The following is a 12,586-nucleotide window of genomic DNA, read 5'->3' as shown; positions in this document are numbered from 1 at the left end:
GTACCCGGCCCGTGACGGCGCGTCCGCCCGCTCCCCCGCAGCCTCCCCGGCCGCGCCCGCAGCCGTCACCGCCGGAGGAGGCCGAGCCCGCCCCCGCGCACACGGCGCCGCGCGCGGAGCCGACGCCGCCGCGGCGCCGCGACCCGCTCAGCACCTCGCTGGTCCTGGCGGTCATCGCGATCGTCGTCAGCGCGGGCGCGGCCATCGCCTTCGCCCGCTGACCCGGCGCCGCCCGGGCACCGGCCCGGCGCTAGCGCCGGCCGACGCCGCCCAGCACCAGGAAGCGCTCGGGGTCGTCCACGGTCTCGCCCTCGTCCGGACGCCACTGCGGCACGTACACAAGGCCCGGGTCCAGCACGTCCCAGCCGTCGAAGAACCGCAGGATCTCCGCGTGCGAGCGGGACACGGCCGGTGAGCTCGCCCGGTCGTACAGCTTGCCGATCGCCGCGGTCTTCCCCGGCTCCGCCTCGTGGGTCAGGTGGGAGATCACCAGATGGCTGCCGGGCGCGGCGGCGTCCCGCAGCGCGGCGACGATCGCGGCCGGGTCCTCCTCGTGCTTGACCAGGTGCAGCGCCGCGACGAGCAGGAACGCGACCGGCCTGGACAGGTCGAGCAGCCCCTTCAGCGCGGGGTCGGCGAGAATGTCCTCCGGGCTCCGCATGTCGGCGTGCAGGACCGCCGCCTGGTCGTTGCCCGCCAGGATGGTGCGGCTGTGCGCCACGGCCACGTCGTCGTTGTCGACGTACACCACCCGCGCGTCCGGGTTCACGCGCTGCGCGACCTCGTGCACGTTCCCCTGCGTGGGGATGCCGGAGCCGATGTCGACGAACTGGTCGATGCCCGTCTCGGCGATCGTGCGGACCGCGCGCCGCAGGAACGCCCGGTTCGCCTGCGCGAGCTCCCGCGCCTGCGGCTCGACCCGCAGCAGCCCGGTGGCGAGGTCCCGGTCGGACGCGAAGTTGTGGTCACCGCCGAGCAGGTAGTCGTAGACCCGCGCGACGCTCGGCCGCCGGCTGTCGACCTCGGGGGGAATCCACTCGGAGCCCATGCATCGTCTCCCTGTCGGGCGAAGGGTGCCGTCCGCGGGCCTCAGCGTAACGCGGTTCCGCCCGGACGGTCTCCGCCGTACATAACTTCCAAAATACGCAAACTCCCGTATGCGGAACCGTCCGGCATACGGAACAGTGAAGGTCGTGTCCGAAAGACGCCCGCGGCAGGCGGCGCCGGTGACCGTCCTGCTGACCCCGGACGGGAGGATCACCGGCTGGAGCGAGGGCGCCGCCCGCCTGTTCGGCCGCGGCGCGGGCGACGCCGTCGGGGCCCCGCTCACCGATCTGCTGGACGGCCTGCTCGGCGGGACCGACGCCGCCCGGCCGCTCATGGCCGCGCTCAAACGCGCCGCCGAGGGCCGCCCGTGGTGCGGCGTGCTGCCCCTGCCAGAAGGCGCGGGGACGGGCAACGGCCTGGCGGTGGCCTGCGAGCCGATGACCGTCGAGGGCGGCGGCGCCGCCGTCGCGCTGACGGTGTCACCGCCGTGGGCGGGCGGGCTGGAGCTGCTGAGCGAGGCGGGCCGCCGCATCGGCTCGACCCTGGAGCTGCACCCGACGGCCCGGGAGATCGTCGACGTCGCCGTCCCGAGGTTCGCCGACGCCGGCGCCATCTACGTGCTGGAGCGGCTCCTCGCCGACGACGACCGGCCCGCCGCCGAGACCACCGCGGCCGGCGCCGGCGGCGGGGAGGCCGCCGGCCCGGCGGTCGTGCGGCGCCTGGCGGTCGCGTTCGCCGAGGACGACCCGCGCGGATGGTCCCGCGAGTTCCCCGTCAACGAGGTGATCGTCTACCCGCCGTCCACCCCGTACGCGCGGTGCCTGGCCACCGGGCGCATGGTCGAGTTCGGGGGCGACACCGTCCAGAAGACCCTCGCGCACCGCACCGGCCGCCTCATCGAGGGCCTCCTCGACCACGTGTCGCTGCTGGCGGTTCCGCTGGTGGCGCGAGGCCGGGCGCTCGGGTTCGCGGTGTTCAGCCGCAAGCGCGGCCGGCTGCCGTTCGCCACCGCCGACGCGGCCCTGGCCGCCGAGCTCGCCGCGCGCGCCGCGACGTGCATCGACAACGCCTGCCAGTACCGGCGCGAGCACCGCACCGCCACCGTGCTGAAGTCGAGCCTGGTGCCCGCCGCGATCGCCGCACCGCCCGGCCTGCAGATCGCGCACCGCTACCTGCCGGCCCGCAGCGGCGTCGGCGGCGACTGGTACGACGCCGTGCCGCTGTCCGGCGGCCGGATCGCCGTCGTGATCGGCGACTCGGTCGGCCACGGCGTCACCGCCGCCGCGGCGATGGGGCAGCTGCGCGTCGCCGCGCACACGCTGGCCAGCTGCGAGTTCGGGCCCGCCGAGGTGCTGGAGCGCCTCGACGCCATCGCGCAGGACCTGCACGCCGCCCAGTTCGCGACCTGCCTGTGCCTGGTCTGCGACCCGGCGACAGGGCGCTGCGAGGTGGCCTGCGCGGGGCATCCGCCACCGCTGCTGGCGCTCCCCGACGGGACGGTGCGGCACTTCGCGGCCCCGCGCGGCCTCCCGCTCGGCGTGTCCGACCGGGCGCACCCGCCCGAGTACGAGCAGGTCACGGAGACGATCCCGGCGGGCGCCACCCTCGCCCTCTACACCGACGGCCTCGTCGAGAGCCGGCGGCGCAACGTGGACGAGGGCATCGCCCGGCTGGCGTCCGCCCTGGCCGCGTCCCGGTCGGGCACGCCGGAGGAGACCGCCGACGGCGTCCTCGCCCTGCTGTCCGACCAGCGCGGCCGCGACGACATCGCGCTTCTGCTGATCCGCCCGGCCTGACCCGCCGGGCCCGCCCCTACAGTCCGGGGATCTCGTGGTTGCGGAACGCGTCCACGAAGTAGGTGTGGTCGTCGCGGACGATCTCGGCGTACTGCGTGCCGAAGGCCACCATCGCGGCGACGAACGCGGACTCGTCCGGGCCGATCACCGCGTCGATGGCGTCCTCGACCTGGAAGCCGACCAGCGTGTGGTCGGAGTCGGTGTCGGACACGCAGTGCACCTTGGCGGTGGCGCGGCCCAGGTCGTCCAGGAGCGACAGCATGTCCTCGGGCTCGCTGAGGCCGCTCCAGTCGAGGTCCTCCTCGTAGGGGGACAGCTCCTGGACGACGTAGCCGACGCCGCCGATCTGGGTGTGGCCGAGCCACGGGTCGCTGTTGGCCTGCAGCGCCCGCCGCGACACGGCGGTGCGGTGCCCGTGGTGCTGGAAGTACCGGGCGATGCGGGGGTCGTCGACGACGCGGCTCGCGGCGGCGATGTTGCCCTGCTTCATCGACAGGACGACGTCGTTCTCCAGCGCCTGCGTGTTCCCCTCCACCAGGATGTTGTACGCCGACAGCCCCGCGGACCCGATGCCGAACCCGGACGCGCCGACGATGTCCTTGACCTGGTAGGTGAGGCTGCCGAAGCGCTTCTCCGCCGGGATCGTCGTCAGGTACTCCTGGTAGGCGGCCTCGACCTCGGCACGCTCGGCGTCGTCCAGGCGCCGCACGCCGGGACGGTCGCGGAACCGCCGGTCGGGCCCGGACACCTCCGTCATGCCGGCCAGCAGCCCGATCCGGGTGCCGCCCATCGCGGCGACCAGCACGTCCCGGACGTACCCGTCGGTCCTGTCGAGCGTCAGCGCGAACCTCTCGTCCCCGTCGTGCGCGGCGAACCGGCGGACCTGGTCGACGTAGGCGCGCACATAGGTCTCGATCAGCCGCCGGATGTCGGCGTCGGAGATCGCCTTCTGCCAGGCCAGCAGCGCCAGGCTCGCCACGAGCCGCTTGACGTCCCAGGTGAAGTGCCCGACGTAGGCCTCGTCGTAGTCGTTGACGTCGAAGACGAACACGCCGTCGTCGTTCATGTAGGTGCCGAAGTTCTGCGCGTGCAGGTCGCCCTGGATCCACACGCGGGACGTGCGCTCGTCGGCCCACGGGTCGTCGTCGCCGATGATGTCGGCGTAGAACAGGCAGGCGCTGCCCCGGTAGAACGCGAACGGGTCGGAGGCCATCGTGCGGAAGCGGCGGCGGAACTCGGCGGGGCTGCGCTCCATCAGGTCCGAGAACGCGTCGACGAGGACGTCGACGATCTGCGCCCGGCGCTCCTTCGGGTCCCGCCCGCGCAGCTCCTCGGTGATGCTCCCCATGCCGTCTCCCTCAATGATCGGATTCCCCGCCGCGTCCGGGGCGTTCCCGGTCATTGTGCCGAATCGTCCCCGGTCCTGGAGGTGAACAGCGCACGGACGGCCGGTTCGGACCGCACCAGGTCCAGCGCCGCCCCGGCGTGCCCGGGGACGTAGCCGTTCCCGATGAGCATCGTCACGTCGGCGGCGAGCCCCTCGGCGCCGAGCGCCGCGGCCGGGAACGACGTCGCCATCGAGAAGAACACGACGGTGCCGCCGGGCGCGGTCGCCAGGATCGCGCCGTGCTCGCAGCCGGGGACGTCCACGCACACGACGGTGACGTCCACCGGGTCCCCGATCGCGGCGGCGACGGCGACGGGATCGCGGGCGTCGGCGCGGACGACGGCGTCGGCGAGGCCGGTGGCCGCCAGCTTGTCCTCCTCCTCGGCGGTCGGCACGAGGCCGACCACGCGGGACGCGCCGGCGCGGCGCGCGGCGGCCAGCGCCAGGCAGCCGCTCTTGCCCGCCGCCCCGAGCACCGCCACGGAGGGCGCGCCCGGCCGCGACGCGACGACGCGGTGGGTGAGGGCGGGCGCGCCGCACACGTCCATGACGGCGAGCGCCAGCGGCACCGGCAGGTCGCCGGGCAGCACCGCGGCGATCGACCGGGCGAACAGGATGGCGTGGCCCTCGGCGGGCACCTGCTCGGACCGCCCGTCCCAGCGGGCCAGGCCGTCGGTGATGGCCAGCGGGGTGAGGGTGAGCGAGACGAGCGTCGCGACGCGGTCGCCGGGCTCGAGGCCGAGCGGCGAATCGGGCCCGGCCTCGTCGACGACGCCGACGAGCATGCCGCCCGACCCGGTCACCGGGTTGTGCATCTTGCCGCGCTCGCCGACGATCCGCAGCACGTCGGCCCGGATCGCGTCCGGGTCGCCGCCGTGCGCGGTGTGCAGCTGCCGGTAGGACGCGGCGTCCAGGTTGAGGCGCTCGACGGCGATGCGGATCTCGTCCGGGCGGATCCGGGGGTCGGGGTCCAGCCGCAGCGCGGCCTGCGGGAGCACTCCCGCGGGCTCCAGCACCCGGTGCAGCCCCACCGCCGAGCCCGTACCGCTCCGGCCGCCCCGGCCGGCCTGGGCGCCCCCGCCGTCGCTCATCGCCGTCCCCGCCTCTCCGTCCAACTCGATGGCGTTACGTAAGATGTACCGGGTACCACTGGTTTCATCGAAAGTCTTCCCGTAACGTCGGCGCTGTACAAGAGTTTTATGCGATCAATGTGAGGCGAGGAGGCGGCCGGCCATGACCACTGCCCTGCATCCGGACAAGGACGGACCCGTCCTTTCCGAGGAGACCGCACGCCAGCCCTACGTGTACCGGCGCCGGCCCCTGGAGGAGCCCGACTGGCGGCGGATCCCCGGATGGCGGGACGTCACGCAGGACGAGTGGGAGTCGGCGCAGTGGCAGCGCGCCCACTGCGTGAAGAACCTGCGGCAACTCCGCCAGGTGATGGGCGACCTGCTGGACGAGTCGTTCTACGCCGACCTGGAACGCGACCAGGCCGAGCGCGCGACGATGTCGATGCTGCTGCCCCCGCAGATGCTGAACACGATGGACTCCTCGTCCACCGACGCCTTCCACGCCGACCCGGTGCGGCGCTACATGCTCCCGGTGTTCAGCGACCGGCGCACCGACTGGCCGTCCCACCCGCACGCCGCGCGCGACTCGTTGCACGAGGCCGAGATGTGGGCGGTCGAGGGCCTCACGCACCGCTACCCCACCAAGGTCCTGGCCGAGATCCTGCCGACCTGCCCGCAGTACTGCGGCCACTGCACCCGCATGGACCTGGTCGGCAACTCCACCCCGAACGTCGACAAGCACAAGTTCACCGTCAAGCCGCCGGACCGGCTCGGCGCCATGCTCGACTACCTGCGCCGCACGCCCGGCGTCCGCGACGTGGTCGTCTCCGGCGGCGACGTCGCCAACATGCCGTGGCCGCGGCTGGAGTCGTTCGTCGCCGCCCTGCTGGAGATCGACAACATCCGCGACATCCGCCTGGCCAGCAAGGCGCTCATGGGCCTGCCGCAGCACTGGCTGCAGGACGACGTCCGCGCCGGCATGGAGCGCCTCGCCGCGACGGCGCACGAGCGCGGCGTCCAGATCGCGATCCACACCCACGTCAACGCCGCCCGGTCGGTGACGCCGCTCGTCGCGAAGGCCGCCCGCGCGATGCTCGACACCGGGATCCGCGACGTCCGCAACCAGGGAGTGCTGCTGCGCGGCGTCAACGACTCCCCCGCCGAGCTGCTCGACCTGTCGTTCGCGCTGCTCGACGAGGCCGCGATCATGCCGTACTACCTGTACATGTGCGACATGATCCCCTACAGCGAGCACTGGCGGCTCGCGGTCTGGGAGGCGCAGGAGCTGCAGCACGCGATCATGGGCTACCTGCCCGGCTTCGCCACCCCGCGGATCGTCTGCGACGTCCCCTACGTCGGCAAGCGCTGGGTGCACCAGCTCGCCGACTACGACCGCGAGCGCGGGATCTCCTACTGGACGAAGAACTACCGCACCGGGCTGGAGGCGTCCGACCCGGACGCGCTGACCCGGCGGTACGAGTACCACGACCCGATCTACACGCTGCCGGAGCGCGGCCGTGAATGGTGGCGGCAGCAGGCGGAGGCCGCCTGAGCGCGTCTCGCTCGAGCGTTCCCGCCCGGCGCCTTTACGTTGTAGATCAGGAACGGGCCCGCCTATGCTCGGGTGCGTGACGGCCTCCTCCGACTCCGACCTGACCTGCCGGTTCCCGCTCGGCGCGGCCCTCACGGCCGCCGATCTGGAGGACGACCCGCACCCGCACCTGGCACGGCTGCGCGAGCGCGAACCGGTCTCCTGGCTGCCGGCGCTCGGCGGCTGGCTGGTGACGTCCCGCGACCTGGCGCTGCGGGTCATGCGCGACGCGGCCGCGTTCACCGTGGACGACCCGCGCTTCTCCACCGCGCGGGTCGTCGGGCCGAGCATGCTGTCGCTGGACGGGCCCGTCCACACCCGCCACCGCGACCCGTTCGCCCGCCCGTTCCGTCCCGCGAGGACCAGGGCGCGGTTCACCGCGTTCGTCGAGGCCGAGACCGCGCGGCTCGTCGACGGGATCGCCCCGGCAGACCGGGCCGAGCTGCGCGGCGAGCTGGCCGGGCCGCTGGCCGTCGCGGTCGTCGCCGAGGCCCTCGGGCTGGACGGCGTGGACGCGGCGACCGTCCGGTCCTGGTACGGCGCGTTCGTCGAGGCCGTCTCCGCGATCACGGCGGGCGGCACCGCGCCGCCCGCGTCGGGGGACGCCTACCGGCTGCTCACCGCGGCGGTGCGGGAGGCGATCAGCGCGTCGCGTCCCGGGTCGCTGCTGGCCGAGGCCGCGCACGACGAGGCGGGGCTGACGACCGCCGAGGTCGTCGCGAACGCAGCGATCCTGATGTTCGGCGGCATCGACACCACCGAGGGCATGATCGCCAACGCGGCCCTGCATCTGCTCGGGCACCCCGACCAGCTCGGGCTCGTCCTCGCCGACCGGGACCTGCTGCCCGCCGCGATCGAGGAGTCGCTGCGGCTGGAGCCGTCCGCGTCCGTCGTCGACCGGTACGCCACCCGCGGCACCGCGATCGGCGGGACGGAGATCCGCGCGGGCGACCTCGTCCGCGTGTCGCTCGCCGGGGCCAACCGCGACCCGGCCGTGTTCGCCGACCCCGACCGCTACGACGTGCGGCGGCGCAACGCCGCCGAGCACCTGGCGTTCGCGCACGGCCCGCACTTCTGCTTCGGCGCCCACCTCGCCCGGCTGGAGGCCCGGACCGCCCTCACCGCGCTGCTGGACCGGCTGCCCGGCCTGCGGCTCGACCCGTCCCGCCCGGCCCGCCCGCACGGCCTGGTCTTCCGCAAGCCGCCGCGCCTGGACGTCCAGTGGGATGCGTGATGTGGGAACATGCCCCAATGATCGTGGAACGCCGGGTCGAGCTGCGCTTCGCGCGGGAGAGCCGAGAGACCGAGACGCACACCAACCTGTCAGCCGTGCGCCAGGACGGCCGCTGCCTCTGGGTGGCGGGCGACGAGACCGCCACCATCGAGCGGCTCACCGCCTCGCTGGACGGCGACGGGCGCGTCACCGCCTACGAGGGGCAGGCCACGGTCGCGCTCGCCGACCTCGTCCCGCTGCCGGCGGGCCCGGGCGAGGAGGCCGACATCGAGGGGCTGGCCCGCTCCAACGGCTGGCTGTGGGCGGTCGGCTCGCACAGCCTCAAGCGCAAGAAGATCAAGGCGGGGCAGAGCGACGCGAAGTCGCGCAAGCGGCTGGCCACCGTCGTCCGCGAGGACAACCGCTTCATCCTCGTGCGGCTCCCCCTGGTCACCGGCGACGACGGGCTGCCCGGCGTCGTCCGCGAGGACGGCGAGCGCACCGCCGCCGTCCTCGGCCTGGACAGGGACTCCCTCACCGACCTGCTGGAGGACGACCCGCACCTCGCGCCGTTCCTGTCCATCCCCAGCAAGGACAACGGCATCGACATCGAGGGCGTCGCCGCGCACGGCGACCGCCTCTACATCGGGTTCCGCGGGCCGGTGCTGCGCGGCTGGGCGGTGCTGGTGGAGATCCGCCCCGGCGACCACCCGCGCGACCCGCGGCGGCTCCGCGCGCTGCCGGTCGGCGACGACGGCGAGCTCTACCGCACGCACTTCCTCGACCTGCGCGGCCTCGGCATCCGGGACCTGTGCCCGCACGGCGACGACCTGCTCGTCCTCACCGGCCCCAGCATGGACCTGGACGGGCCCGTGCGGGTCGTGCGGTGGCGGAACGCGGTGAGGGCCGACGCCGCCGAGATCGTCACCTCCGACGAGCTGGAGGTGGTGGGCGACCTCCCCTACGGCGACGGCGACGACCACGCCGAGGGCATCGCGGTCCTGGACGAGGGGCCGGGCACCCGCGTCCTGGTCGTCTACGACAGCCCGTCCCCGGAACGGCTCACGGCGGACGGCGGCGTCCTCGCCGACGTGGTCACGCTGCCCGAGTAAGCGCTCGCTTTTGCCGTCTGCGAGGATGGTCCCGTGACCGGCGAGAGGGTAAGGCGAGCATGATCGAGTGGTCCGACGAAGACCTGATGATCCGGGACGCGGTGCGCGGCTGGATCGACGCGGAGGTCCGGCCGAACCTGGACGCCCTGGAGTCGGGCGACCTGCCGCCGTACGACCTGCTCCGCGGTCTGTACAAGACGTTCGGCATGGACGAGCTGGCCCGCTCGTCCTTCCGCGCCCGTAAAGGAGGCGAAGAGCGGCCGCGCGGCGGGAACGCGGCGATGACGATGATCCCGGTGATCGAGCTGTGCCGGGTCGCGCCCGGCCTCGTGGCGGCGATGGGCGTCGGCCTCGGCCTCGCCGCCGGGACGATCATGAAGCGCGGGACGCCGGAGCAGAAGGAGCGCTGGGCGCTGCCGCTGCTCACCATGGAGAAGATCGGCGCCTGGGCGATCACGGAGCCGGACTCGGGGTCGGACGCGTTCGGCGGCATGCGGGCCACCGCGAGGAAGGTCGGCGACGAGTACGTCATCAACGGCAGCAAGACCTTCATCACCAACGGCCCCTACGCCGACACGATCGTCTTCTACGCCAAACTCGACGACGACCGTCCTCCAGCCCCGGCCCGCCACCATTCAGACGACGAGCTCCGCTCGGCGCCCAATGCCCGCGACCGGGAGATCCTCACGTTCGTCCTCGACAAGGGCATGCCGGGGCTTGAGCAGAGCGGGCCGCTGCGGAAGATGGGCCTGCACTCCTCCCCCACCGGCGAGCTGTTCCTCACCGACGTCCGCGCGGGCGCCGACCGGCTCCTCGCGGTGGGTGAGGGCGGCGGCAAGGAGTCGGCGAGGCAGAACTTCGTCACCGAGCGCGCCGGCGTCGCCGCCATGGCCCTCGGCGTCATCGAGGAATGCCTGAAGCTGTCGGTCGAGTACGCCAGGACGCGCGAGCTGTGGGGGCAGCGGATCGGCGACTTCCAGCTCATCCAGCTCAAGCTCGCCAAGATGGAGGTCGCGCGGCTCAACGTGCAGAACCTGGTGTTCCGGCACATCGAGATGCAGCGCGCCGGCCGCGCCCCCACCCTTGCCGAGGCGTCGGCGATGAAGCTGTACTCGGCGCAGGCGGCGAGCGAGGTGGCGCAGGAGGCCGTCCAGCTGTTCGGCGGCAACGGCTACATGGCCGAGTACCGGGTCGAGCAGCTCGCCCGCGACGCGAGGTCGTTCCAGATCTACGCCGGGACCGACGAGATCCAGGTCACCCATATCGCCCGCGACCTGCTGTCCCGCTGACCCCCGGCACGCGGGCGAACGCGGTGACCGCGCCGCGAACTTCCGCGGCGTTCGCGGCATCGAAATGGGGGAGGGCGGGTGAAGGCTCAGCGCCCGTCTTCGTCCGAAGGCCATTTCTGGACAGCCGACGACGGGGACTGGATACTCACAGCTATGGACGGTCAGCCCTCATTCCCGGTGAGAGCGTCCGACATGGAACGGGACCGGGTGCTGCGCGTCCTCAGTGACCGCGTGGCCGAGGGCCGGATGTCGAACGAGACGTTCGAGCGCCGCGTCGACCAGGTGCTGCAGGCCCGCAGCCAGGCCGAGCTGGCCGACATCGTGCACGACCTGCCGCCCGGCAACCGCGTCCTCAACCGGCTGACCGGCATCGTGTCCTCGGTGTCGCAGGTGACCGCGCGGATCGAGGCCGCCTGGCGGGCGCCGCGGCTGCCGCGGTTCATACTGCCGCCGGGCGACCTGAAGCGCATCGTCGTCGGCCGCGCCCCCGGCTGCCAGTTCATCCTCACCGACCTGACCGTCTCGCGGTTCCACGCCGAGATCTACCGCGCCGACGAGGGCTGGATGATCTCCGACCTCGGCTCGATGAACGGCACCCGCGTGAACGGGTGGCGGCTGACCGGCCCGGCCCGCGTCCGGCCCGGCGACGAGGTCGGCTTCGGCAACTCCAGCTTCATCGTCACCGCGCCCTGAGCGTCCCCTCCGCCGCGAAAGTCCGGGTCCGGCCCGGGGTCTTGACGTGATCGTTAAGAGTCCTTACTTTCTCCTCCAAGTTAGGAAACCTTCTTAACGCGACCACGCTCTGCACGCGAAGAGCCTTTCCAGCGGAGGCGCCGCCGTGTCCACGCCCGTCCCCGGGACGCCCAGCCTGCTGCGGGCGATCAACGACCGCGCGGCGCTGGAGGCGCTGCTGGACCGGGGGCCGCTGACCCGCCCGCAGATCTCCGACCTCACCGGCATCTCCAAGCCGACCGCCTCGCAGCTGCTCGCCCGGCTGGAGGAGGCCGGGCTCGTCGTCCGGGACGGGATCCGCGAGGGCCTGCCCGGCCGCACCGCCGAGCTGTACCGGATCAACGGGTCCGCCGCGCACGTCGCGGGCGCCGACGTCACCCCGGCGCGCATCCGGGTCAGCGTCGCCGACCTCGCCGGGACGGTCGTCGGGGAGCACACGCTGCCGACGCCCGACCGGACCGGCGTGGACGTGGTCGCCCGCATGGCCGCCGCGCTCGACGGCGCCGCCGCCGCGGCGGGGCTGACCCGCGCGGGTCTCGGCCTCGCCGTCATCGGCATCCAGGGCGCCGTCGACCCGGCGACCGGGCGGCTCGGGTACGCCTCCCACATCCCCGGCTGGCACATCCCGGACCTGGTCGCGACGCTGAGCGACGGGCTCGGCGTGCGGATCGCGATCGAGAACGACGTGAACCTCGCCGCGCTCGCCGAGCGCGCGGACGGGCAGGCCGCCGGGGCGGGCGACTTCGTGCTGCTGTGGGTCGCCGACGGCGTCGGCATGGCCGTCGTGCTGAACGGCGCGCTGCACCGCGGCGCGACGGGCGGCGCCGGCGAGATCGGCTACATGCCCGCGGTCGGCGCCCCGCTGATGCGGGACGTGCGCCGCACCCACACCGGCGGCGTGCACAGCCTGACCGGCGGCGCGGCCGTGCTGAAGCTGATGCGCGAGCACGGGTTCCGCGGCCGCGACGCCGCCACCGCGCTCGGCCGCGCCGCCGAGGACGTCTGCTCCGCCGCGGCGGCCGGGACGCGCACCGCGTCCGACGCGGGGGCCCGCGCCGAACGGGCCCTCACCGAGCTGGCGAGCCGGCTCGGCGTCACCCTGGCCACCGTCGTGGCCATCGTGGACCCCGCTCTCGTCGTCCTGACCGGCGACGTCCTGCGCGCCGGTGGGGAGCCGCTCCGCGCGCGCGTCGAACAGCATCTGCACAGCCTGACGATCCCGCGCCCCGAGGTGCGGCTCAGCACCGTCCAGGGCAACCCCGTCCTGGCCGGGGCGCTTCAGCAGGCACTCCGGGAGACCCGCGACGAGGTCTTCTCCAGCACGGTCCCCCTCCCCTGACCACCTACCC

The 12,586-nt window shown here is 73.7% G+C and carries 10 protein-coding genes and 1 pseudogene; 8 read left to right on the top strand and 3 right to left on the bottom strand.

The window, feature by feature from the left end:
- A pseudogene (locus ETD83_RS42980) lies at window positions 1–221 on the top strand (hypothetical protein); the annotation flags it as partial.
- A gap of 29 nt (window positions 222–250) precedes the next feature.
- Here ETD83_RS42980 and ETD83_RS32750 read toward each other — a convergent pair.
- Entirely contained in the window at window positions 251–1,048 is a 798-nt protein-coding gene (locus ETD83_RS32750; protein WP_138649084.1) for an SAM-dependent methyltransferase, read from the bottom strand.
- A gap of 145 nt (window positions 1,049–1,193) precedes the next feature.
- On the opposite strand from ETD83_RS32750, the gene ETD83_RS32745 reads away from it, so the two are divergent.
- Window positions 1,194–2,843 (top strand): PP2C family protein-serine/threonine phosphatase, encoded by a 1,650-nt coding sequence (locus tag ETD83_RS32745; RefSeq protein WP_138649083.1) that lies wholly within the window; start codon window positions 1,194–1,196, stop codon window positions 2,841–2,843.
- Window positions 2,844–2,859: 16 nt separating this feature from the next.
- On the opposite strand, the gene ETD83_RS32740 is transcribed toward ETD83_RS32745, so the two are convergent.
- Together ETD83_RS32740 and kdd are read right to left on the bottom strand one after the other, a co-directional pair.
- On the bottom strand, window positions 2,860–4,191 hold the full coding sequence (locus ETD83_RS32740; protein WP_138649082.1) for a DUF2252 domain-containing protein: 1,332 nt from the start codon (window positions 4,189–4,191) through the stop codon (window positions 2,860–2,862).
- 50 nt (window positions 4,192–4,241) lie between these two features.
- The gene (kdd, locus tag ETD83_RS32735) at window positions 4,242–5,321 is read right to left on the bottom strand and encodes an L-erythro-3,5-diaminohexanoate dehydrogenase (protein WP_138649081.1); all 1,080 of its coding nucleotides are present in this window, start codon (window positions 5,319–5,321) and stop codon (window positions 4,242–4,244) included.
- A gap of 142 nt (window positions 5,322–5,463) precedes the next feature.
- Between kdd and ETD83_RS32730 the strand changes: the two genes are divergently transcribed.
- From ETD83_RS32730 to ETD83_RS32705, 6 genes are all read left to right on the top strand, one after another.
- Window positions 5,464–6,852, top strand: a complete 1,389-nt coding sequence (locus tag ETD83_RS32730; protein ID WP_138649080.1) for a KamA family radical SAM protein — start codon at window positions 5,464–5,466, stop codon at window positions 6,850–6,852.
- 76 nt (window positions 6,853–6,928) lie between these two features.
- The gene (locus ETD83_RS32725; protein ID WP_230421343.1) at window positions 6,929–8,125 is read left to right on the top strand and encodes a cytochrome P450; all 1,197 of its coding nucleotides are present in this window, start codon (window positions 6,929–6,931) and stop codon (window positions 8,123–8,125) included.
- Window positions 8,126–8,142: 17 nt separating this feature from the next.
- A complete protein-coding gene (locus ETD83_RS32720; protein ID WP_138649078.1) occupies window positions 8,143–9,216 on the top strand; it encodes a DUF3616 domain-containing protein in 1,074 nt (357 codons plus the stop codon).
- Between the two features lie 59 nt (window positions 9,217–9,275).
- Window positions 9,276–10,505, top strand: a complete 1,230-nt coding sequence (locus tag ETD83_RS32715) for an acyl-CoA dehydrogenase family protein (protein ID WP_138649077.1) — start codon at window positions 9,276–9,278, stop codon at window positions 10,503–10,505.
- Window positions 10,506–10,658: 153 nt separating this feature from the next.
- Window positions 10,659–11,198, top strand: a complete 540-nt coding sequence (locus ETD83_RS32710) for a DUF1707 and FHA domain-containing protein (RefSeq protein WP_138649076.1) — start codon at window positions 10,659–10,661, stop codon at window positions 11,196–11,198.
- Window positions 11,199–11,343: 145 nt separating this feature from the next.
- The gene (locus ETD83_RS32705) at window positions 11,344–12,576 is read left to right on the top strand and encodes an ROK family transcriptional regulator (protein ID WP_138649075.1); all 1,233 of its coding nucleotides are present in this window, start codon (window positions 11,344–11,346) and stop codon (window positions 12,574–12,576) included.
- Window positions 12,577–12,586 lie beyond the last annotated feature (10 nt).

This window comes from Actinomadura soli (genome assembly GCF_005889715.1).
Classification (GTDB): domain Bacteria; phylum Actinomycetota; class Actinomycetes; order Streptosporangiales; family Streptosporangiaceae; genus Spirillospora; species Spirillospora soli.
The sequence above is the reverse complement of the archived record's forward strand: the minus strand, read 5'-3'. Positions and strand labels throughout refer to the sequence as shown.